This window comes from Metabacillus litoralis, assembly GCF_007994985.1.
In the GTDB taxonomy this organism is placed as follows: domain Bacteria; phylum Bacillota; class Bacilli; order Bacillales; family Bacillaceae; genus Metabacillus; species Metabacillus litoralis.
Genome location: NZ_VOQF01000006.1, coordinates 310,638 through 334,205, shown reverse-complemented (window position 1 = coordinate 334,205; position 23,568 = coordinate 310,638). Strand labels below are relative to the sequence as shown.

Annotated in this window: 16 protein-coding genes; all 16 read left to right on the top strand. The window is 35.6% G+C overall.

Annotated features, from left to right (window positions below; genetic code table 11):
- Positions 1–34 precede the first annotated feature (34 nt).
- The 16 genes from yicI to FS935_RS12215 all read left to right on the top strand — a co-directional run bounded on the left by yicI (position 35) and on the right by FS935_RS12215 (position 23,539).
- Positions 35–2,362, top strand: coding sequence for an alpha-xylosidase (gene yicI, locus FS935_RS12290; RefSeq protein WP_146948883.1), 2,328 nt, complete (start codon positions 35–37; stop codon positions 2,360–2,362).
- A 711-nt stretch (positions 2,363–3,073) separates the two neighbouring features.
- Positions 3,074–4,543 (top strand): MFS transporter, encoded by a 1,470-nt coding sequence (locus FS935_RS12285; protein ID WP_146948882.1) that lies wholly within the window; start codon positions 3,074–3,076, stop codon positions 4,541–4,543.
- Positions 4,544–4,725: 182 nt separating this feature from the next.
- A complete protein-coding gene (locus FS935_RS12280) occupies positions 4,726–5,751 on the top strand; it encodes an AraC family transcriptional regulator (RefSeq protein ID WP_146948881.1) in 1,026 nt (341 codons plus the stop codon).
- Positions 5,752–6,038: 287 nt separating this feature from the next.
- On the top strand, positions 6,039–8,324 hold the full coding sequence (locus FS935_RS12275; RefSeq protein WP_146948880.1) for a glycoside hydrolase family 2 protein: 2,286 nt from the start codon (positions 6,039–6,041) through the stop codon (positions 8,322–8,324).
- Between the two features lie 148 nt (positions 8,325–8,472).
- Complete coding sequence (locus FS935_RS12270) at positions 8,473–9,516, top strand: AraC family transcriptional regulator (protein WP_146948879.1); 1,044 nt, start codon at positions 8,473–8,475, stop codon at positions 9,514–9,516.
- A 296-nt stretch (positions 9,517–9,812) separates the two neighbouring features.
- The gene (locus tag FS935_RS12265) at positions 9,813–10,844 is read left to right on the top strand and encodes a TRAP transporter substrate-binding protein (RefSeq protein ID WP_146948878.1); all 1,032 of its coding nucleotides are present in this window, start codon (positions 9,813–9,815) and stop codon (positions 10,842–10,844) included.
- Between the two features lie 267 nt (positions 10,845–11,111).
- Positions 11,112–11,609, top strand: a complete 498-nt coding sequence (locus FS935_RS12260; protein ID WP_146948877.1) for a TRAP transporter small permease — start codon at positions 11,112–11,114, stop codon at positions 11,607–11,609.
- A gap of 6 nt (positions 11,610–11,615) precedes the next feature.
- Positions 11,616–12,896 carry a TRAP transporter large permease gene (locus FS935_RS12255; RefSeq protein ID WP_146948876.1) on the top strand — a complete coding sequence of 427 codons (1,281 nt, stop codon included), beginning with the start codon at positions 11,616–11,618 and terminating at the stop codon, positions 12,894–12,896.
- A gap of 180 nt (positions 12,897–13,076) precedes the next feature.
- Positions 13,077–15,704, top strand: a complete 2,628-nt coding sequence (locus FS935_RS12250; protein ID WP_146948875.1) for a glycoside hydrolase family 3 N-terminal domain-containing protein — start codon at positions 13,077–13,079, stop codon at positions 15,702–15,704.
- Positions 15,705–15,982: 278 nt separating this feature from the next.
- Positions 15,983–17,368 carry an MFS transporter gene (locus FS935_RS12245; protein WP_146948874.1) on the top strand — a complete coding sequence of 462 codons (1,386 nt, stop codon included), beginning with the start codon at positions 15,983–15,985 and terminating at the stop codon, positions 17,366–17,368.
- An 11-nt stretch (positions 17,369–17,379) separates the two neighbouring features.
- A complete protein-coding gene (locus FS935_RS12240) occupies positions 17,380–18,315 on the top strand; it encodes a helix-turn-helix domain-containing protein (protein ID WP_146948873.1) in 936 nt (311 codons plus the stop codon).
- A gap of 113 nt (positions 18,316–18,428) precedes the next feature.
- Positions 18,429–19,376 carry a VOC family protein gene (locus tag FS935_RS12235; protein WP_146948872.1) on the top strand — a complete coding sequence of 316 codons (948 nt, stop codon included), beginning with the start codon at positions 18,429–18,431 and terminating at the stop codon, positions 19,374–19,376.
- A gap of 139 nt (positions 19,377–19,515) precedes the next feature.
- Positions 19,516–20,622, top strand: coding sequence for an alpha/beta hydrolase family protein (locus tag FS935_RS12230; RefSeq protein ID WP_146948871.1), 1,107 nt, complete (start codon positions 19,516–19,518; stop codon positions 20,620–20,622).
- Positions 20,623–20,640: 18 nt separating this feature from the next.
- Positions 20,641–21,549, top strand: coding sequence for a fumarylacetoacetate hydrolase family protein (locus tag FS935_RS12225; protein ID WP_146948870.1), 909 nt, complete (start codon positions 20,641–20,643; stop codon positions 21,547–21,549).
- Positions 21,550–21,570: 21 nt separating this feature from the next.
- A complete protein-coding gene (locus tag FS935_RS12220; protein WP_146948869.1) occupies positions 21,571–22,323 on the top strand; it encodes a cyclase family protein in 753 nt (250 codons plus the stop codon).
- Positions 22,324–22,384: 61 nt separating this feature from the next.
- Positions 22,385–23,539, top strand: coding sequence for an FAD-dependent oxidoreductase (locus tag FS935_RS12215; protein ID WP_146948868.1), 1,155 nt, complete (start codon positions 22,385–22,387; stop codon positions 23,537–23,539).
- Positions 23,540–23,568: the final 29 nt, after the last annotated feature.

Here is a 23,568-nt window from a genome sequence, read left to right as displayed (position 1 = left end):
ATTGATAGACTTAATGATAAGAAGGAGTGTAACGATGAAATTTACAGATGGATATTGGCTTATACGAGAAGGATTTGAATTAATTTCTGGAGTGCAATTCTTTAAAGCTACTTCAACAGAAAACACACTAAAAGTATTAGTGGCACCGAAGGATATTTCAAACCGTGGATATCAACTTGATACACCATTATTAACAGTGGAGTTTTCATCTCCAATGAAAGATATCATTAGGGTGAAAATCATTCATCATAAGGGAACAAAAAAGCGTGGTCCAGAATTTCAACTTTATGATCACCAGCAAGCACCAGTTTCTATAGAAGAAACGGAAGAAACGATCACATTTATCAGTGGAAAAACAAGTGCAGTTATTAACAAAAAGGGACCATGGGGAGTCCAATACCTTTATGATGGTAAAAAAATAACTGGCAGTGGTCAAAAATCAATGTCTCATATTACTGAAACAGCAACTAAGACTACCTATGTTCGCGAAGAACTAAATTTAGGAGTTGGTGAAAATATCTATGGTCTTGGGGAAAGGTTTACTTCGTTTGTAAAGAACGGACAAGAAATCGAGATCTGGAATCAAGATGGAGGTACGGCATCACAACAATCTTATAAAAATATCCCTTTCTATGTATCAAATAAAGGGTATGGGGTCTTTATCAATCAACCGGAAAATGTATCTCTTGAAGTTGCTTCTGAAAAAGTATCCAAGGTTCAATTCAGTGTGAAAGGTGAATCGTTGGATTACATGATTTTTGGTGGAGAAACATTAAAAGAGGTTATCTCAAACTACACGACTTTAACAGGTAAACCGGCTATGCCTCCTGCATGGTCGTTTGGTTTATGGTTATCAACTTCTTTTACAACAAACTATGATGAAGAAACAGTGAATAGTTTCGTAGAGGGAATGCGTGAAAGAGATATTCCGTTATCTGTTTTCCATTATGATTGTTTCTGGATGGAAGCGTTAAATTGGACAGATTTTGAATGGGATAGAAACATGTTTCCAGATCCTGATGGAATGCTAAAACGTATGAAAGAGAAGGGCTTGAAAATATGTGTTTGGATCAATCCTTATATTGCACAAGAGTCAAAGCTTTTTGACGAGGCCGTTCAAAATGGCTACTTAATTAAACGACCTAATGGAGATGTTTGGCAATGGGATAAATGGCAGCCTGGAATGGGGATTGTTGATTTTACAAACCCTTCAGCATGTGAATGGTATGCTAATCATCTTAGAAGATTAGTAGATATGGGGGTTGATTCTTTTAAAACCGATTTCGGTGAAAGAATTCCAACAGATGTAGTTTACTTTGACGGCTCTGATCCTGACAAAATGCATAATTACTATACATTCTTATATAACAAGGTTGTATTTGAAGTACTAAAAGATCAGCTTGGTGAAGGAGAGGTTACCTTATTCGCGCGTTCAGCAACCGCTGGCGGTCAACAATTCCCAGTACACTGGGGTGGTGATTGTGATGCTACATACGAATCAATGGCAGAAAGTATCAGGGGAGGATTATCACTTGGTTTAACTGGATTTGGATTCTGGAGTCATGATATCGGTGGATTTGAAAGTACAGCACCTGCTGATTTGTTTAAACGTTGGGTAGCATTTGGACTTCTCTCAAGTCATAGCCGGTTACATGGAAGTAAATCATACCGCGTTCCATGGGCATATGATGAAGAAGCTGTTGAAGTAACGAGATTTTTTACAAAGTTAAAATCAAAATTAATGCCGTATATCTTTAATTCAGCGAATGATTCAGCCAAACTAGGGCTTCCAATGATGAGAGCAATGCTTCTTGAGTTTCAAGACGATCCAGCTGTCGAAACACTGGAAAGACAATATATGTTTGGTGATTCATTACTTGTAGCACCGATATTGAACGAAGAAGGAGATGTATCATTTTATCTTCCAAAAGGAAAATGGACGCATCTATTTACGAATGAAGTGATTGATGGAGGAGTATGGAGAAATGAAAATCATGGATATTTAAGTCTTCCACTATATGCTCGCCCTAACTCTATCATTGCTGTAGGTTCAAATGAATACGAAGCTGATTATGACTTTGCAAACGATGTAGTTTTACATCTCTTCCAACTTGAAGAAGGTAAAACAGCAATATCTACCGTTCGTAATTCCAAATCAGAAGTTGAACTTGCAGTTTCAGTAACAATGACTAATAGTGTACTCACAGTTAAGATTATTAAAACAGTTGGGAAGTCATGGTCTCTATTATTACGTGGTATTTTAGAAATCAACAAATCTACTAATGCAAATATCGAATCAACCGAACTAGGAATTAAGCTCTTACCAGAAAAAGATGCTGAAAGCTTTACTGTGGTACTTTAATTGAGCACTGTTTTGGCGTTAATAAATCTTTGATGCTATCTTCCGATAAACTGATTCGATCTTTAAAGAATTTAGTAAATTAAATACTAGATCAAGTTATATACAGGATAGGGAATTCGAACTCCTGTTGAATAACGTAGTGTTAAGCTCCAATTTCTTTTAGATAAGAAATTGGAGCTTTTTCTGTAAAAAGGAGAATGATTTTTACCTTAAAGACATTTAGCTAATAGTGCAAAACAATGATAGTACATTAGTTATAATTTCTATTTAGTTACTTAATCGGTTAATTTACTATTACAATTCATCCAATAGAAAGTTCATGATTTTTAATAAATCCAATCAGAAAACAATATCTTTTGCTGTCTATATTTATAAGATGTTGTAGCGGAAATCATATAAAGTAATCGTTAAGTTCTAATACAATTAAGCCAATGTCGTAATGGCTTAATTGTATTCTAAAATAAGTAAGCAGATGTATTTACAGTGGTTGTTATTGCCCTTCCCCTAATGTATAATCAACTAAAATTGGAATTAATACAACTAGAATTATAAAGTGGTAGAATTACTTTTTTAATCCTTCTACAGCTCCGTAAGTAAAATCAGGAATTATTGGAAACACATTATATATTTTTATGTTTTGTTACTTCATAAAGATATCAATTTATAAACAGAGAATTGTAAGCGTTTAATAAAATGATAAGGGAGAACAAAATGATAACACTAAAAGTAAATCATAAGGAACAATATCATACTGCTAAGAGATGGCAAATAGGATTATTCGCATTGAACGACACCGCTACAAATCTTTATTTGTTTATTATGATGTTTATTTCTTATTATGGGACAGGTGTTGTAGGGTTAACAGTTGTTATTGTGAGTTCAATCTTATCTCTCATGCGTATATTTGACGGGATTACCGACCCAATTATCGGATACATAATCGATAAAACTGAAAGTAGATTTGGTAAGTTTGTTCCATTAATGATAATAGGGAATATCATCTTAGCCATAACTGTTTTTTCGATGTTTACTTTCACTCATTTAGTACCAGATCCACTACAATTTTTCTTTTTCTTAGCAGTACATGCCATTTATATTATTGGTTATACTTTCCAGACAGCTTGTACAAAAGGTGCTCAAACAGTATTAACTAATGATCCCACACAACGTCCGCTCTTTTCCCTTTTTAATGCTATATTTAATTCTGTTTTATTTATGGGTGGGCAATTGTTCATAGCTAATTACCTTGTTGCAAAACATGGTGATTTTACGTTATCTCTTTTTAATGAGTTAAAATATTACGCTATTGTTCTTAGTGCTATTTTTACTTGTTTAGCGGCTATGGCTATTAAAGGGAAGGACCGTAAAGAATATTATGGATTAGCAGATGAAAATGTTAAGCTGAAATTTCGTGATTATTGGCCTGTTATAAAAGAAAATAGAGCCTTACAAATGTTAGTTATAGCTGCTTCCACAGATAAACTAGCAATACTGATGCCTAGGCAAGCTGCTGTAGGGGTGATGTTCTTTGGTATCCTCTTAGGAGATTATTCATTGAGTGGTACAATTGGTTTCATTACATTTATTCCAACGATTCTCATTGTATTTTTCGGAATTGGTAAAGCACGTAAAATAGGTCTGAAACGTGCCTTTGTTTTTGGGACATGGCTAAGTTTCTTTTCCTTTGCTACAACGGCAATTTTCTTACTAGTGGTCGATTCAACAATCATTTCTTTAACAGACATTGGTTTATTAACCGTTGTATTCCTAGTTTTATATAGTATCTCAATGGGTCTTCAACAATTAACAGGAAACTTGGTTATACCAATGATTGCAGATGTCTCTGACTATGAAACATATCGAACAGGTAGATTTGTTCCCGGAATGATTTCAACCATTTTCTCGTTAGTTGATAAACTTATTTCATCGCTTGCACCAGCAATTGTTGGTTTTGCAGTAGTGTTTATCGGATATAGTGACTCATTACCAGAAGTTGGGGAAGAATTAACAACTCCTTTATTGTTTTTGGCTTTATTGCTAAAGTTTGGCTTTCCAATTATTGGCTATATCATTTCGATAATTGCCATGAAATTTTACCCTCTAGATGATATGAAGATGAAGGAAATTCAAGGAACTATTTTCAACATAAAAAAAGAGAAAAGAGAAGAAAAAATTATTTAGTCTCAACAAACAGTAAGTAAACCTAAAATCTATAAATAAACCCTTACCCTTCGTTAATTTCTCCATAGAATAGTAACACTGTATGATCAAGATATGGAAATTTATAGACAATATAAAACCAACAGATATAAAGATAAAATAAACGTTATAATTTTACCTTCCAAGATAGGAGGATATAATCAATGAGACTCAAAAGTTATGAAGAATTATTTGAGAGAATTAATACAAGAAATGACATCGAAGAAAATATATTGCAGACTCTTGATCATATCCAGAACGATAACAAGATACCACTTGAAATTCCTAGGAAAATTATTATGGAAAAAGACGAGAATGGAATTGTTACTTCATACCCCAATAATGAGGTTAGAATAGATAAGGTTGCAATAAGAAGAAAACTAAAATATATACCAATTTATGAACACAAACATGAATATATCGAAATCGTATATGTTTTACAAGGTAGTTTTATTCAAGAGATAAAGGGAAGGCAAATCCAAATGAGTAAAGGGGACTTATGTATTTTTGACAGAAATGTCGTACATAGTTCTATACCTTTAGGTGAATCAGATGTGGTTGTCAATATTATCTTAACACCGGAATTTTTCGATGGTATTTTTATGTATTTATTGTCTGATGATAACAATATTTCGAATTTTATCATCAATAGTCTTTACTCTAAGAGTAAGTCACAAAATTTCTTAAAACATCATGTAAAAGAAGGTACAATGGTACAGAAAATTTTAGAGAATCTCCTGCTAGAATATTATTCGACAGAGCTTAGATCTTCGACAGCTATTAACGGTTATTTCCTCATTCTATTTACAGAATTATCAAGAGAAATAAGTGATAGAACTGGAGAACTTATTAATGTTGAACAATATAAAGTAAAGGAAAAAATTCTAAAGTACATTAGAGATCAGTATAAAGATACTAATCTTAATAAAATGGCAAATTCCTTTAATTTTCATCCGAGTTACCTAAGCAGTCTTATTAAAAAAGAATTTGGAAAAAACTTGAAAGATTTACTGCTTGAGGTTCGAATGACAGAAGCAAGTAAATTACTAAAAAATACAGATATGACAATTGAAAATATCGTCCATGAAGTTGGTTATACAAATTATAGTCATTTTTATAAAGTGTTTAAGAAGACCTATGGAATGACTCCAAACCAATATAAAACAAATATAATTAAAAGGGAGATTTAAAGTCCGAATGAACTAAGCTAATTAAAAGTTATCATAGTTAGCTATTATTATTTGACTAAAACCTGCCAGTATGGCGGTTTTTTTTCTGTTCACAAAATTTAAGGGGGAATCTAATTTTTAAAAGATAAACCTAAAAAAACATATACTCTCCTAAATAAATAACATTACTTAATAATTATTAAGCTTGTAAAATCATTTATTGTAAGCGTTTTAATTAAAGAGGTAAGGGGTTGAAAAAACATCGTCATTGAAGATCATCATTATAATACTGAAAAGGGGAGAGCGTGTTGTCAATATTAACAACTAATTTTAAAAAGTCGGCATTGTTTATGACTGTGTTATTGTTGCTAGTTTCACTTGTTTTACCAAGCGTGAGTGCCGAGCAAGGTGGGAAGAATAATAAGACAGATGTAGTAGTTAATACAGGTAGACTTGTAGAAAATATTGATGAAGATTGGACATTTTACAAGGGGTATCAAAGTGAAGATGAAAATTTTAGTGCAACCAATTTTAATGATAGAAGTTGGCAACAAATAAATCTTCCTCACACATGGAACGTAGAGGACGGTATTGATCTTGGTGAATATTATCAAGGGGATGGATGGTATAGAAAAGAATTGACTATTCCTAATAGTTATAAAGATAAAGAAGTATTCTTACAATTTGAAGCTGCAAATAAAGAGGCTGAAGTTTTTGTTAATGGCAAGTCGGTGCACACAAATATAGGTGGCTATCTTGCATTTACAGTTGATATTTCAGACTATGTAAATTATGGAGAAAAAAACATTGTAGCTGTAAGAGTGAACAATGAAGTGAAAGATTCAGCTCCACTATCAGGAGACTTTACCTTCTTTGGGGGTATTTACAGAAGTGTAAATCTAATCGTTACGGATAAAACTCATATAGATGTTGAAGATGATGGTTCGACTGGTGTATATGTTACCATTCCTAACGATAAATCGATTGAGAAAAAGGCCGAAGTAAACCTTGCAGTGCCAGTTAAAGTAAGTAGTGATGATGCAAAAAGTAAATCTAACTCTATAGAAGTTAGAGCTGAAATAAAAGATGCAGAGGGCAAAGTCAGATCAAGAACAGAATTAAAGATTGATGGGAAAAAGTTAAAATCTGCAGAGGTGTCAGGAGATCGTGCTGAATTTACAGGTGCATTGAAAGTAAATAATCCACACCTTTGGAATGGTACTAAAGATCCTTATCAATATATTGTTGAAGTTACTGTAACAAGAAAAGGTAAAGTAATTGACCAGGTAAATGAAAAAGTAGGTTTTCGTTATTTTTCTGTGGATCCTGATAAAGGATTCATCTTAAATGGTGAAATTTATCCACTCCATGGTGTTAACATCCACCAAGACAGAAAAGGTTTTGGCAATGCAGTTCCAAATGAAGTCAGAGCAGAGGATTTTGAGCTTATTAAAGAAATTGGTGCTAACACCCTGAGGGTCTCTCACTATCCACACTCACAGTATGTTTACGATAAGGCTGATGAAATGGGATTGGTCGTTTGGGCGGAAATTCCACTAGTAAATTTTATGACACGAACAGAAGAATTTTCAAGCAATGCTGAAAAGCAACTAACTGAAATGATTAAACAAAACTATAATCATCCTTCGATTGTAACATGGGGTCTTCAGAACGAATTTGGAGGAAGAGGCTACTATACTCCTGATAATAGTGGGAGCCGTGAAGAGCAGTATGCTGCGGCAACCGAATTGATTAAACGCCTGGCAACGAAGGCAGAAGAATTAGATCCTAACAGACCGACTACTCACGCTATTCAGGGGAATTCATCACGTGATCCCGAATATAAGGAAATTTTGGATAGACATGTAGCTTGGAATGAAAATGCAGGTGTCGATATTGCCTCTTTTAATACCTATTTTGGTTGGTATTATAATAAAGCTGGAGATTTAGCTCAATATCTTGATACATTACATGAAGAAAATCCAAATGTTCCACTCGGTATTTCCGAGTATGGTGGAGGAGCAAACCCTTATCAGCATGACGTGATTGATGAAGACTTTATTACTAACTGGAATAAAGAAGAGAAGCTATCTTCTCGTGGTCCAATTCAACCAGAAGAATATCAAAATTATCTTCATGAAAGTGCATGGAGCATCATTAGCGAGCGTCCTTGGTTATGGGCAACTCATGTATGGAATATGTTCGACTTTGGTGTTTCGGGGAAAAATGAGGCCTCAACACCAGGTATTAATACTAAAGGGCTTGTATCACATGATCGGCAAACTAAGAAAGATGCATTCTATTTTTATAAGGCACAATGGAATAAAGAAGATCAATTTGTCCACATCACAAGCAGCAGATTTTCTGAAAGAGAAGAAAGTACTACACCTGTAAAAGTTTATTCAAACCTAGAAGATGTGACATTAACTGTAAACGGTATCGATTACGGTAAGGGTACAGTGCAACAACCAGGTGTATTTGTTTGGGATGGTGTAGAGCTTAATGAAAGTGGCAATGAAGTAATGGCAACAGCTGAAAAAGAAGATGGAACGAAGGTTACAGATACAGTTACATCTTGGGAAGTTATTCAATAACAATACTAGTTCATTAGAACAAGCTTATTTTCAAAAATAAGCTTGTTCTTTTTTTGTGAAAATTTAAAGGCACTGTCAAACGATAAAACAAATGTTAAGATAAAAGAAATCATTATCATTTTACCTTCCAAGATAGGAGGATATATCAATGAGACTCAAAAGTTATGAAGAATTATTTGAGAGAATTAATACAAGAACTGACATCGAAGAAAATATATTACAGACTCTTGATCATTTCCCAAAAGATATAAATCAAATACTTGAAATTCTTAGAGACAAGTATAATGATGGTAAAATTATTATGGAAAAAGACGAAAATGGAATTGTTACTTCCTATCCCAATGAAGTAGACAAGTTGAATAATTTTACAATCAGGAGAAAAACAAAATATATACCTATTTTAGAACACAAACATGAATACATTGAAATCGTCTATGTTTTACAAGGTAGTTTTATTCAGAAGATAAAAGGAAGGCAAATTCAAATGAATAAAGGGGACTTATGTATTTTAGATAGAAATGTTTTGCATAGTTCTTTACCTTTAAGTGAATCTGATGTAGTTGTCAATATTACCTTGACTCCGAAATTTTTCGATGGTATTTTTATGTATTTATTGTCCGATGATAACTATATTTCGAACTTTGTCATCAATAGTCTTTACTCTAAAAGTAAGTCACAAAATTTCTTAAAACACCATATAAAAGAAGGTACTATGATACAAAAAATTTTAGAGAATCTCCTGCTAGAATACTATTCAATAGAACATAGATCTTCAGCAGCCATTAACGGCTATTTTTTAATACTTTTTACAGAACTATCTAGAGAAATTACTGATAGAACTGGTGAAGATATTAAAGATGAACAAAATAAGGTAAGGGAAAAGATCCTAACGTACATTAGAGATCGATATAAAGATATAAATCTTAATGAAATGGCAGAATACTTTAATTTCCATCCAAGTTATCTCAGCAGCCTTATAAAAAAAGAATTTGGTAAGAATTTAAAAGAGTTACTAATTGAGCTTCGAATGACAGAAGCAAGTAAATTACTAAAAAACACAGATATGACAATAGAAAATATCGTTTCTGAAGTCGGTTATACAAATTCTAGTCACTTTTATAATATATTTAAGAAAACCTACGGGTTGACTCCGAACCAATATAAAACAAGAGTAATAAAAAAGGATAGTTAAAGTCTGATTGAACGCCATATTTAGATGCCAAAAACCCACTATAATAGCGGGTTTTTCTCTGTTTACAAATAAAAACGAAGAAAAAGATCTAAAAAATACACCTAAAGAAAACATATAATCTCCTAAAGATACAACATTACTAAATGCTCTTAAGTCATGTAAATTATAAATGTAAGCGTTATTAATTCGGTGTGAGGGAGTGAGTAAACATCTTCATTTAATCTTTACAGTCTTGAAAGTAATAGTTTAGTAAATTAGTTTGTTTGGTGAACTAATAAATGTTATAGGGGGTAATTATGGTGAAAAAGAAAAAGTTGTCTTTGATATCAATGTCATTGTTATTAGCAGGAAGTGTCTTAGCTGCATGTGGAAATTCTGAATCTACTTCCAATGAAGAAAGTGGAGGAAATGAAGGTAATAATAAAGAACCAATCGTACTAAAACTAGCGGAGAATCAACCAGATGATTATCCAACAACAATTGGTGATAAAGAATTTGCTAAATTAGTAGAGGAAAAAACAGATGGTCGTTATAAGGTAGAGGTTTACTCAGGCGGTCAACTTGGTGATGAAAAAAGTGTAATTGAACAAATGCAGCTTGGAACAATGGATTTAGCGAGAACGAATGCTGTACCTCTTGCTGAGTTCTCAAAAGAGATTGGTGTTCTACAAATGCCATACATCTTTAGAGATGAAGAACATAAATGGAACGTACTTAATGGTGAAGTAGGAGAAGAAATTTTAGGAACACTAGAATCAGCGAATATTGTGGGCTTAACGTATTATGATTCTGGTAACAGAAGTTTCTATAATTCAAAAAAACCTGTTGAATCACCAGAAGATATGGAAGGACTTAAAATTCGTGTTCAACAGTCAGCTTTATTTGTAGACTTAGTTGAGGCTTTAGGGGCATCAGCAACACCAATGGCTTACGATGAAGTGTATTCAGCACTACAAACAGGTGTTATTGATGGAGCTGAGAATAACTATCCTAGTTATTATTCTTCTAACCATTATGAGGTGGCAAAGTATTTCACATTAGATAATCACTCTGGAGTACCTGAACTATTAATGGCTTCAAAATCACTATGGGATAAATTAAGTGACGAAGATAAAGCAGCTTTTAAAGAAGCAGCAATTGAGTCCCAGACTGCTCAACGTGAAGCATGGGATAAATTAACAGAGGAATCAAAGAAAGCCATAGAGGAAGCTGGTAATGAAGTTGTTGTGATTGACGACACAACTCCATGGAGAGAAGCTGTTCAGTCTGTTTATGATAAGCACGGTGGAGATTATAGTGAGTGGATCGAAAAAATTGAAAATGAGTAATCTAGAAAATTAAAAAATAGTTCATGTTCATTAGTAGGAGTATACCTCCTATTAGTGAACATGGCAAAATAGCCGTTACAAACAGACTAATTAGAACTTATATAAAAATCAACGTTCAAATACCAGAGCTTAATTTACAAACAACAATCCTAAATTCTTTAACATAAGGCATTCATGAATAGCAAGTTAAATAACCTCCTATTCATGAATGTCTTATAAAAAGGATTGCAGGTGTTAGTGCATGAATAGTTAGGAGGCCCTTTGCATATGAAAGCTTACAAAAAAGTTAAAAATGGGTTTGACCAAGGGGTAGACGCAATTGCGATGACTTTTATTGCTATAATGGCAATTATTGTCTCAGCAACTGTATTTTCTCGATATTTCTTTAGTTACACACCTCGTTGGTCTGCAGAAGTTTCCTTACTCTTGCTAATTTGGGTGAGTTTCATTGGAATAGCTGTAGGATTTCGCGAAAAACTTCATATTGGTGTAGGTGTCTTTGTTGGGATGCTACCAAAGAAAGCACAAACATTTTTGGATTTCATAACAAAGATCATTGTAATTATAGTAGGGATTATATTCACTTTTTTTGGAATTAAATTCACCATGTTGATGGGGAACTCAACGATGTCTGGAACTGGACTACCTCAAAGTGTCTTATATGGTGCAATTCCTGCATCAGGTATTTTAATGGTTATATATGGGATTGAATTGCTCTTTAAAAAAGGTATGCATCAAGAATGGGAAGAAAATACAGAGGAGTGATGAACAATGGGTATTCTTATTTTAATGGGGAGCTTTGTTTTACTATTACTTTTGCGTGTTCCTGTTGCCCTATGTTTAGTCGTATCATCATTTCTAACCGGAATGTACTTGGATATAGACTTAGCAGCTTTAGTTCAACGAATGGTTGGTGGATTAAATTCCTTTTCTCTCCTAGCTATTCCTTTCTTTATATTAGCAGGTGAGATCATGAATGAAGGTGGTATTTCTCGCCGCTTAATTAACTTATCTAATGTAATAATCGGAAAAGTACGTGGTGGACTAGCTATGGTAAACGTGTTAGCAAGTACTTTTTTTGGTGGAATTTCAGGGTCAGCCGTAGCAGATGTTTCTTCAATTGGATCTGTATTAATACCGATGATGAAAAAGAAAGGCTATGATTCTGATTATGCTGTAAACGTAACGATATCCAGTGCAGCGCAAGGGGTCATGATCCCACCGAGTCACAACATGATTATCTATTCAACAGCTGCTGGTGGTGTATCAGTTGGCTCACTTTTTATGGGTGGTTTAGTACCTGGCTTATTATTAGGTTTGGTATTGATGATCATCACGTATTTGATTGCCGTAAAGAGGAAGTATCCAAAAGGAGAACCGATTAAGCGAGAAGAAGTTCCGAAGATTATCCGTGAGGGTCTATTAGGCTTGTTAACAGCTGTCATTATTATTGGAGGAATTGTAAGTGGTATTTTTACAGCCACTGAATCAGCTGCTATTGGGGTCCTATATGCATTTATCATCACATTCTTTGTTTATCGAGATATTCCTATTTCGAGAATGGGGATTATTTTGAAAAGAACGTTTAATACGTTAGCGATGGTTATGTTTTTAATTGCTGCTTCATCAGCATTTGGGTGGCTTTTGGCTTTATTAAAAGTTCCAGCTATGGTGACAGAGGGATTAATTTCAATCTCGCCAAATGATGTTGTGACATTACTATTAATCCTTCTTATTTTATTAGTATTAGGGATGTTCATGGATATGGCACCACTCATTCTTATTGCAACACCTATCTTACTACCAGTAGCAACAAGTGTAGGGATGGATCCTGTACAATTTGGGGTGGTTCTTATCTTGAGTTTAGCAATTGGTTTAGTTACTCCTCCTGTGGGTACTTGTATGTTCGTTGGATGTGCAATAGGAAAAATCCCTATCGAAAAATCAGCAAAAAATATGCTTCCATTTTATGGAGCAATGATTATTGTTTTATTAATGATTACATTCATACCACAACTGACCCTTTCTTTGCCTGAAATATTAATAAAATAGATTAGAAGACTGTGTTATGCCTAAAGCAGTAAAGCTTTCGCTAGATAGGCATAACAGGTCTTGTAAGATACAGCTAGTTACACTAATCAGCAGCAACAGCTCTATACTCTATGATTATATCAAGCGTTTTTCGTAGTTTTAGCCTAAAATGAAAACGCTTTAAAAACAAGGAGGAAAAACATGGCTTCAGTATCTAAGAAAATAAAAAAGTTTTCAAAGTTAAGAAAAAAAGTATTGGCTAGTACACTTGCACTATCAATAGTCGCTCCAGTAATGGTGACACAAACATCTCTAGCTGCAGATAGCGGTAACCTTGGACAGTTTGAAAACTCAGGACCAAGTGCATATACAGGTGTTGGAGCAATTGAAACATACAAGATTACAGCAACAGAAACTCAGCCAGAAATTGAAGTTGCTTCTCCAGAGCTTGCTATTGAAGAAGCTGGTAAGTATTTTAGAGATGCAAACAGAAATGGCGAAATAGAATTATATGAAGACTGGAGAGAACCAGTCGATCAACGTGTTGCCGATTTAGTCGAGCGTATGAATTTACACCAAAAAGCAGGTTTAATGCAAATTAATGTAAACTTCTCGATAAATAATAATCCAGGGGAAGATGGAAATCTATTAACTGAGGGGGGCATTAATCAACTTTCTGAACAAGATATGCGTTATGTCATTTTCCGCTCAACACCTAATTTAGGAACTCTAGCAAATTTTAACAACCAAGTTCAAAAATATGCAGAGAATCTTGACTTAGGAATTCCAGTTACAATCATATCAAATGCTCGTAACCATGCTTCAACGGACTACACAAATATTGGTGAAGCAGAAGGGCAACATACATTCTGGCCAGGGCCATTAGGATTTGCTGCAGGTGGTGATGCAGAAGCAGTACGCGAATTTGCTGACATTGCCAGAAAAGAATGGGAAGCTGTTGGTATTCGTAAAATTTACGGTTACACAGCGGATGTTGGAACAGACCCACTTTGGGCAAGAATTGAAGACACATTTGGTGAAAATCCAGAAGTTGCCGGTGAAATGATTTATAACGCAATTAAAGGTTTTCAAGGTGATAAGCTAGGAAAAGATAGCATTGCCATTACAGTTAAGCACTTCCCTGGTGGTGGCGCACGTGATGAAGGTTTAGATCCACACTTCGAAGATGGAAAATTCAATCCATATCCTACACCTGGAAGTCTATTAAAATATCATATTCCTCCGTTTGAAAAAGCAATTGAAGCAAATGTATCTTCTGTCATGCCTTATTATGCTTACCCAAGCAACACAAGTGCAGACCAAGGGTTGGACTGGTACAACGAAACGCAGCAATTCGAAGAGGTTGGTTTCGCGCTTAACAATGGAATCTTAGGGTTTTTGCGTGATGAACTAGGCTTCAAAGGTTATGTAAACTCAGATACTGGTGCTGTAAATGATAATGCATGGGGTGCGGAAGATTTAGAACTACATGAAAAATTTGCAAAAGCAATTAATGCTGGAACAGATATCGTTTCAGGTTCCAATAATCCAGACGCTTTAATTAAAGCGGTTGAGGATGGTTTAGTAACAGAAGAAACAATTAATGAGTCGGTTACATTATTGTTAACAGAAAAAATGAATTTAGGACTTTTTGAAGATCCATATGTAAATCCGCAAGCGGCTCTTGATCTGGTAGATCGTGATAAAAATCCAGAAGTCTTTGCTGCTGCAGAATTAGCACACCGTAAATCTGTTGTTCTAATGCGTAATGATGAAGTTGATGGTGAAAATCTATTACCGTTAACAGAAGAAAAATTAGAAAATGTTAAGTTGTACGTTGAAGGGTTTGTTGGAGCAATCGCAGGAAGAGGCGCAGCAGATCCAGCTGCAGACATTCGAGAGAAAGCTCCATTACAATCAGCTGCATTTACAGCAAGTTTAAAAGCAACTCTTGAAGAAAAATTCCCTAACATTACACTTGTAGATACTGTTGAGGAAGCAACTCATGCTTATGTCTTTGTTCAACCCATGCAATCTAACTGGGATAATAATCCACGTATTACTGTTGGACCTGAAACGGCAATTTTCGATGCAGAGAAAATTGTTGATATTCAGCAAAAAGTTCCAACCATTACAGCAATCAACTTTACAAATCAGTGGCTAATTAATGAACTTGAACCAAATGCTGCAGCATTAGTCGCTACTTTTGGTACTTCACAAGATGCATTATTTGATGTGATCACTGGAAAATTTGATCCTGTTGGAAAACTTCCATTTGGTATTCCAGCTAGTGAGGATGCAGTGGAAAGGGAAGTTGGCGATGTTCCTAGTTTTGCTGATGAAGAAATTGATGATTTTGCTTATGTAAATGCTGTAGGAGATGCATATGCTTACAACTTTGGCCTTTCTTATAGTGAAACAGATCCAGGAACAGATCCAGGAACAGATCCAGGAACAGATCCAGGAACAGATCCAGGAACAGACCCAGGAACAGATCCAGGAACAGATCCAGGAACAGATCCAGGAGCAGATCCAGGAGCAGATCCAGGAGCGGATCCAGGAGCAGATCCAGGAACAGATCCAGGAACAGACCCAGGAGCAGATCCAGGAACAGATCCAGGAACAGATCCAGGAGCAGATCCAGGAACAGATCCAGGAACAGATTCAGGATCAGTTGAAACTCCAGGGGATGAGAACGAAAATCAACAAGGAAATGAGTTGCCAAAAACAGCTACTAATTCATTCAACTATTTAATATTTGGACTAGTTTTGCTATTAATTGGTAGCGGTGTGTTCGTCATTAGGAGAAAGCAAAAAGTAGGTATGTAATAGATCAAAATTGAACGAATGTAGCTCCATAGAAATAAAGAAAAGAACTGCTATTATATAAAATGAAATGAAAAACCATCCCAAGACGGATGGTTTTTCTATTAGAAGTTCTAATCTGATATGTATCATATTTTATTATAAGTCAATGTGTAAACTATAGATTTAAAGGTATGTTTGAATTGTTATAATTGTTAAAACTATGCTAAAAGGTAAACTGAGAGAGTCACCATTTTTGTTTTAACGTAAGAAAATATGAAGATTAGGAATGGGGAAATTGTATGGGGAATTTTAAAAACTTATTATTGGATACATGGCGTGTAATCCTTTTCCCATCAGGTTCGGCAGCATCTAATATACAAATCTATTTCTTTATGGGGTTCTTTCTCATTTTTTCAACTGAGGCACTAAGTTTAAATCCAGTATTTGTTGGGATTATCATGACAGTAATGAGGTTATTGGATGGTATAACTGACCCAATCGTAGGATCAATGATAGATAGAACACAAACAAGAATCGGTAAGTTTACACCATTTTTACTAATAGGATCCATTCTTCTATCAATTAGCTTGTATATGATAATCGTTATTCCATTTTATATCCCTCAACAATATCATTATGTTTGGGTTATTAGTTGGTATGCAATTTGGATGATAGGATATACATGTATGACGACAGTTAATAAATCTGCCCTTTCAATAGTAACAAGGAATCCTAAACACAGACCTATTTCGGGGATTACAGGGGGGCTATTTTCAGTTGGGATTCAATTAATCATTTTTAGTGCTATTGTTCCAACATTACAAGAAAGTGGAGGAATGAGCTCTCAAGAAGGATGGATGAAGGTCTTTTTGCTTATCTTAGACCTTCATTTGCTATTATTTATTCTCGGCCTTTTTTCTATTGTTGGAGTGGATAAACCACAATTCTATATGGATATAAAAGCATCGACAAAAATGAAAGTGAAAGATTATTTTGAAGTGATTAAAGAAAATAGAGCCTTACGAATGCTTTTGGTCGCAGCATCAACTGATAAACTAGCCAGTACTGTTACTAGTGCATCAACGGTTTATTTCTACATTTATGTTGTGAAAAATTTGGATTTACTTCCTTTCGTAAAAGCAGTTTCCACTCCAGTAGCGTTTATTGGAGTATTTATTGCCGGAGGAATAGCCATTCGATTGGGAGTGAAAAAAACATTTGTGTTAGGTGCGTGGGGGAGTGTTGTAGTAACTGCTATTTTGATCATCTTCAGACCTTTTGAAGATGACCCATTCGTGAAGATCGTGTTTATTGTGTTACTGGCTTTGAATTTGTTGTTTCGGCGTTTAAATGATCAAAATGTTAATCCAATGATTGCTGATATTATTGATTATCATACCTATAAAACAGGAAAGTTTATCCCTGGTACAGTTGGTGCTACCTTTACCTTTGTTGAGAAAATGATTAGTTCATTAGGAAGTACAATTATAGGAATAGCATTGGGAGCAGCGGGTTACGTAGCTGGAGCTGAACCAACAACCGCACTCTTTTGGACAGTATTTGTGCTTTATTTAGTTTTACCACTGTTAAGTGACATTGTAAGCATACTTGCAATGAAATTTTATCCAATCGATAATGATATGTATAAAAAGATGTATTCTAAACAAACAGTTATTAAAAGCTGAGGTGAACTTTTATGAACTACCCATACGAAAGTGTCGTCGTAAACGAAGAAGTACCCGTATTCTTATTAATGACAACAGTCAAATATGTCGCCATGCACTGGCATGACCGAATTGAATTTCTACTAGTGTTAAAAGGTAAGGTTCGCGTTTATGTTGGAAGAGAAGATTATATCTTACATGAAAATGACCTCCTCCTTATAAATAGTAACGAAATTCACGGAGTTGAATCAGATGAAGATAATACGATATTGATTGTTCAAATTCCTATTTCATTTATGAAAAAATGCTACAAAAAAATTGAGCAAGAACGATTTAAATGCCAATCTTTTCTCCATGAAAACCAGCAGCAATTTGATGAAATTCGAACTCTACTCACACAGTTATGTCTGACAGTAAAAGAAAAAAAGGAAAGCTATGATTTAAAGGTTCATTCCTTTCTGTTGGACATCATCTATCATCTTGTTACCAACTTCAAAGTGAAAAATCATCATGAATTAAAACAAACTAGCAAAAAGAATATCGAAAGAATGAACAGAATTACTGACTACATAGAGAAAAATTACACGCACCCTCTTACCCTTGATGAGGTTGCAGAAACCGAACAATTAACTCCTCCATACTTATCCAGATATTTTCAACAGCATATGGGACAAACCTTTCTTAAATATTTAAATGGGATTCGCCTTGAACATGCTCTTCATTACTTATTAGAAACTGATTTGCCTATCATTCAGATCGCAATGGAGTGTGGTTTTACAAACTTAAATACGTTCCATAAATTATTCAAAGACACATTTCATACGACCCCTTATCAATATCGAAAGAATCAAACAAAATCTTTTCCAACTCCTAGAAGGAACAGGGAGGGTACTGAGGGGTATGAATTTGTTGAAGAAAGCGACCTCCGTTATTTATACAAATATTTAGAAAAAGATAAAAATCGGTAAGATTTATCTTAAAAAAGTAAACGTTTTCAAACGTTTCCTTCCTTATAATTAAGTTAAATACACAGCTTTTATATGGCTGTTTAAAAAAAAGCTTATTATTGGAGGGTAACTTTATGTATAAAAATCCACATTATTTCTCACATCTTGCACACGTTGAATTAATCAGCCCAAAATTAGAAGAATCAGCCGATTTCTTTAAAAATATCATTGGTTTAGAGGAGTCAGGGAGAAAAGGAAATTCGGTCTATTTCCGTGCATGGGGCGAACACTATCACCACAGTTTAAAAATCACAGAAGGAAAAGAACCTGGTCTTGGCCATATTGGCTGGAGAGCTGACAGCCCAGCTGCCCTTGAAGAAGCCGCAGCACAAATTGAAAAGTTTGGACAGGGAATTGGTTGGATTGAAGGTGACCTAGGTCATGGTCGTGCATATCAATTTCAATCACCTGATGGTCATTTAGAGGAAATCTTCTGGGATGTAGAAGTTTATGAAGCGCCAGTTGCACTACAAAGTAAGTGGAAAAATCGTCCGCAAAAAAATCCTGGGCGCGGAATTTCTCCACGTCGTATTGATCACATTACACTACATAGTAACGATGTGACAAAAGATCGTGAATTCTATCAAAATATCGGATTCCGCTATAATGAAGGAATCTTTTTAGACGCAAATGAACCAGGAAGTCCTGAAATCGGTGCTTGGCTTTCTGTGACAAACCTTTCTCATGATATTGCTTTTCTAAAGTCTCATAATGGAAAACCAGGTGGCTTTAACCACGTTTGCTATGCAGTTGAGAGTAGAGAAGAGGTTTTATTAGCAGCTGACCATATTATTGAAAGCGGATACGAGTTAGCAATGGGTGGACCAACTCGTCATGCACTTGCAGAAGGCTTTTTCTTCTATGTTGATGAGCCAGGCGGAAATCGTTTTGAGTTGTATGCTGGAGCACATTTAGTCTTCGCACCTGACTTTGGTCCATACAGATGGAGTCTTGAAGAAAATCCAAATGATGCTTGGGGTAGAGAAATGCCGTGGGATAAATCCGGGAAAATTATTAAGTAATTTACAGGTTATGTCTAAAGTAATTGTGTGAGTCAATGGGAGAGATAGTAGGGGAAAAGTAGAGACTCCCAGACCTCCGCAAATGTGACCTCCCTAGCCAAGTTTAAGATACAGAATCGTTAGAAAGGATGTTTTGTAGATGTGGCACTTTTTTCCTGAGAACTATATGTGGTCTTATCAAATCGTACGAATGATTAGCCAATCTTATTTTGGAGGCGGTGAAGTAAATGAGATTTTAGATGCTGCCAGTCGAATGAAGCTTGGTGATTTTGATAGTTTTCATAACGAATGGATGAATGCTGGTCATAAGTCATTATCAACTGCAAATGATGCAATGGATAAAGGTCATAAGGAGACGGCGAAAGCAGGTTATTTACGTACAGCAAACTACTTCCGTACCGCTGAATTTTTCCTTCAACCAGATGATGAGCGAAAACTGCCAACCTATTTAAAGTCAGTTGATTCCTTTAGAAAAGCTGGAGAATTGCTAGACATTCCACCAAAGGCAGTTAATGTACCATTTGAGCATGCATCTCTTCCAGGGTATTTCTTTGAAGCACCCGGTCAAAAAAGAGGACCTTTAATGGTGATGTTCGGTGGCTTAGATTCAACAGCAGAAGAATTATACTATGGACCTGCACAGTTCTTAAATCAAAGAGGTATTTCCCTTTTAGCTCTTGATGGACCTGGTCAGGGTGGGGCATTGCGACTTCACAAAATTCATTCAAGACATGATTATAATACAGCTGGAACAGCTGCATATGAATGGGCCGTTGACAATTTAGATGTCGATCCTGAACGTATTGGAATTATGGCTGTTTCAATGGGTGGTTATATGGCAGCAAGATGTGCAGCATTTGAACCAAGATTTAAAGCATGTGCGATCTGGGGAGCTGTTTATGACTACAACGATGTTTGGAGAAAACGACCTGACAATCACCCTTTAGCAAAGATATTACAACATATTTTCGGTGTGGAAGACATGCCGGCTGCAAGAGCTAAACTGGAGCATTATAACCTTCGCGGTGTTGCCGAAAAAATTCAAATGCCTACTTATATTATCCATGGTGAAGATGATCGCCAAAATACAGTGGATAATGCCTATAACGTATATAATGATTTAACTTGCCCAAGATGGTTAAAAATTGTTTCGAAAAGCAGTCCAGGTTCTTCTCATTGCCAAGTGGATAATATTACAGAAACGTACGAAATGTATGATTGGCTCAAGGAACAGTTAACGAACTAACAAGGGGGCCCTTAGTAAATGAAATTTGTGACATTTTACGATTCGAAAGGAAATATGCGTGTAGGATGTCTTGAAAATGATAGAGTGATAGATTTGAATCTCGCATCTGAAGGGAATTTACCTGATTCAATTGTAGAACTTATCAGGAATCAAGATAAATATCTACCTATTGTACAATCGCTAGTTAGTGATAAAGATGTCCCATCCTATTCATTGGAAGAGGTACGTCTTGCTCCACCTTTACCAAATCCAACTAGTTTTCGAGACTTTGTTGCCTTTGAAACTCATGTCAAAAACGCAACAAAGCGAAACGGTGATACGGTGGCACCGGAATGGTATGAAATGCCGATTTTCTACTTTTCCAATCCTCATTCAATGAAGGGACCAAACGAAGAGGTAAAGCGACCTGCTAAGTGTTCGAGACTTGATTATGAGCTCGAATTGGCATGTGTTATTGGAAAAGAAGGAAAAAACATTAAAGCTAGTGAAGCTGAAGATTATATCTTTGGTTATACCATTTTGAATGATTGGTCTGCACGTGATCTACAAATGAAAGAGATGAAAGTGCTTCTAGGACCTGCAAAAGGAAAGGATTTCGCTACGTCTATTGGGCCTTATATTCTAACAAAAGATGAACTAGATTCGTATAAAATTGGTCATGTCTTTGATCTCGAAATGACCGCATCAGTAAATGGAGAGGTTCTTTCGAGAGGAAATTTTAAAGATATCTTCTTTAGCTTTGGCAACATGATTGAAAGAGCTTCCGAAGAAGTGACCTTATATCCAGGCGATATCATTGGATCAGGAACAGTTGGTTTCGGTTGCCTAATGGAGCTTGGAACAGAAGTGCATCCTTGGTTAGAGCCTGGAGACGAAGTGGAATTGAAGATTACTGGACTCGGCTCTCTAAAAAATAAGATTATTTAATATAGAAGGGATAAGACTAGGATGAGAATTGTGGACCTTAGTGTATCAATTGAAGAGGATTTAAAGGATCCTCTTCCTTTTTCTATACGTTATGAAACACATGAAGAAGGAGCAGAGTTTGGTGCAAAGCTTGTTGGAGTGACTCCTGATGACTTTCCAGAGAGAAAAGGGCTGGCCGGTGAATTTCTAACTTTAACTAGTCATGCTGGAACTCATGTTGATGCCCCTTGGCATTACTGGCCGACTTCAGAAGGCAAGCCTGCTCGTACCATTGATGAAATGCCGCTGGAATGGTTTTTTAACGATGGTGTAGTGCTTGATTTTACAGACAAACCTTTAGGATATGCGATCACTGTTGAGGATGTTCAAGAAAAACTTGATAGTATGGACTACAAATTGAAGCCTTTCGATATCGTCATGATCCGATGTGATGCAGATAAAAAGAGATACCAATCTACCTATAGTGAAATTCATGTAGGTGTCTCAGCTGAAGCAACACTTTGGTTAATTGATCAAGGAATAAAAGTGATGGGTACGGACGGATGGGGATGGGATACACCACTCGCCGTCCAAGCGGCAGACTATAAACAAAATCCACGTGAAGGTGTTCTATGGGCCGCTCATTATGCAGGAAAAGAAAAGGAATACTGTCAAATTGAAAAACTAGCAAACTTAGATCAATTGCCACCCTATGGCTTTAAAGTATCTGTGTTTCCAGTGAAAATAAAGGGAGCGAGCGCAGGCTGGACGAGGGCAGTTGCGATCATTGATTAAAAGCACTAAATCTAAAATTAGCGTTTTGCAAGCACTTCAAAAAATGTGAGGAGGTACTAGCATGACAAATCAATATGTAAAAAAGGTACTGGTTGTTGGTGGAGGAATTAGTGGCTTGTCAGCAGCTATTGCTTTAAATAAAATTGGGATCGAAGTAGAAATAGCTGAAAAGGAATTAGAGTGGAACGTGTATGGAGTAGGAATTATTCAGCCACCTAATGCTTTAAGAGCTCTCAATGAAATTGGCTTAGCAGATGCTTGTATGGAACAAGGCACTTCATATCCAGGTTTTGATTATTATACAGGTCAAGGCCATTTCTTGTTTCATACAGCTTCCCCAACCATTGTAGGGTACCCTGGTGTTAATGGTATCTCAAGAAGACAGCTACACAATATTTTGTTTGAAGCCGTTGAATCAACAGATACAAAGATTTATATGGGGACGACTGTTAATACAATTGAAAACAAAGAAAACGGTGTTAAGGTCGCGCTGAATAATGGAATAACTGCCACTTACGATTTAGTTATCGGCTCAGACGGTGCTAACTCTAAGGTTAGAACATTACTGTTTGGTGAAATTGAGCAACGTTATAGTGGGCAAGGAGTTTGGAGGTATAATCTACCACGACCAAAAGAAATTGACAAAGGCCTTTTTTATTATGGAAAGGACGCTAAAGCAGGGTTGGTTCCTATGTCCGATGACTTAATGTACCTACTTGTTACAACAAATGAACCAGGGAATCCTAAGTTTCCTAATAATCAATTGCATAATTTATTAAAGGAAAGGATGACTGAATTTGGAGGAATCATTGCTGGTATAGCTAAGCAAATTGTTGATCCCTCTGAAGTGGTTTACCGGCCGATATTTACGCATCTTATGAAAAGTCCGTGGTATAAAGGAAATGTTTTACTAGTCGGTGATGCGGCACATGGTACAGCTCCACATCTAGGTCAAGGTGCTTCAATTGCGATTGAAGATGTCGTTGTTTTAGCTGATATTTTAAAACATAATCTCCCTGTTCAAGAAACAATGGAGGCATTTATGGAAAAACGTTTTGAACGCTGCAAAATGATTGTAGAGAATTCCGACCAATTAGTTGAATGGGAATTGTTAACCTCTGCTGGAAGAATGACGGAAAAAGTAAATGTTGGAGAGTTTTTAAAGATGACTCTTGAAAAAATGAATGAACCTTTCTTATCTGAGTTAAACGTTTAAAGAATAATAAAAAATGTATGCGTTTTCAA

Excerpts from the sequence above, each read along its gene's own strand:
- FS935_RS12215 (WP_146948868.1), top strand. The coding sequence starts at position 22,385 with ATGACAAATCAATATGTAAAAAAGGTACTGGTTGTTGGTGGAGGAATT.
- FS935_RS12260 (WP_146948877.1), top strand. The coding sequence starts at position 11,112 with ATGAAAGCTTACAAAAAAGTTAAAAATGGGTTTGACCAAGGGGTAGAC.
- FS935_RS12235 (WP_146948872.1), top strand. The coding sequence starts at position 18,429 with ATGTATAAAAATCCACATTATTTCTCACATCTTGCACACGTTGAATTA.
- FS935_RS12245 (WP_146948874.1), top strand. The coding sequence starts at position 15,983 with ATGGGGAATTTTAAAAACTTATTATTGGATACATGGCGTGTAATCCTT.
- FS935_RS12285 (WP_146948882.1), top strand. The coding sequence starts at position 3,074 with ATGATAACACTAAAAGTAAATCATAAGGAACAATATCATACTGCTAAG.
- FS935_RS12270 (WP_146948879.1), top strand. The coding sequence starts at position 8,473 with ATGAGACTCAAAAGTTATGAAGAATTATTTGAGAGAATTAATACAAGA.
- FS935_RS12255 (WP_146948876.1), top strand. The coding sequence starts at position 11,616 with ATGGGTATTCTTATTTTAATGGGGAGCTTTGTTTTACTATTACTTTTG.
- FS935_RS12225 (WP_146948870.1), top strand. The coding sequence starts at position 20,641 with ATGAAATTTGTGACATTTTACGATTCGAAAGGAAATATGCGTGTAGGA.
- FS935_RS12265 (WP_146948878.1), top strand. The coding sequence starts at position 9,813 with ATGGTGAAAAAGAAAAAGTTGTCTTTGATATCAATGTCATTGTTATTA.
- FS935_RS12280 (WP_146948881.1), top strand. The coding sequence starts at position 4,726 with ATGAGACTCAAAAGTTATGAAGAATTATTTGAGAGAATTAATACAAGA.
- FS935_RS12220 (WP_146948869.1), top strand. The coding sequence starts at position 21,571 with ATGAGAATTGTGGACCTTAGTGTATCAATTGAAGAGGATTTAAAGGAT.
- FS935_RS12250 (WP_146948875.1), top strand. The coding sequence starts at position 13,077 with ATGGCTTCAGTATCTAAGAAAATAAAAAAGTTTTCAAAGTTAAGAAAA.
- FS935_RS12240 (WP_146948873.1), top strand. The coding sequence starts at position 17,380 with ATGAACTACCCATACGAAAGTGTCGTCGTAAACGAAGAAGTACCCGTA.
- FS935_RS12230 (WP_146948871.1), top strand. The coding sequence starts at position 19,516 with ATGTGGCACTTTTTTCCTGAGAACTATATGTGGTCTTATCAAATCGTA.
- yicI (WP_146948883.1), top strand. The coding sequence starts at position 35 with ATGAAATTTACAGATGGATATTGGCTTATACGAGAAGGATTTGAATTA.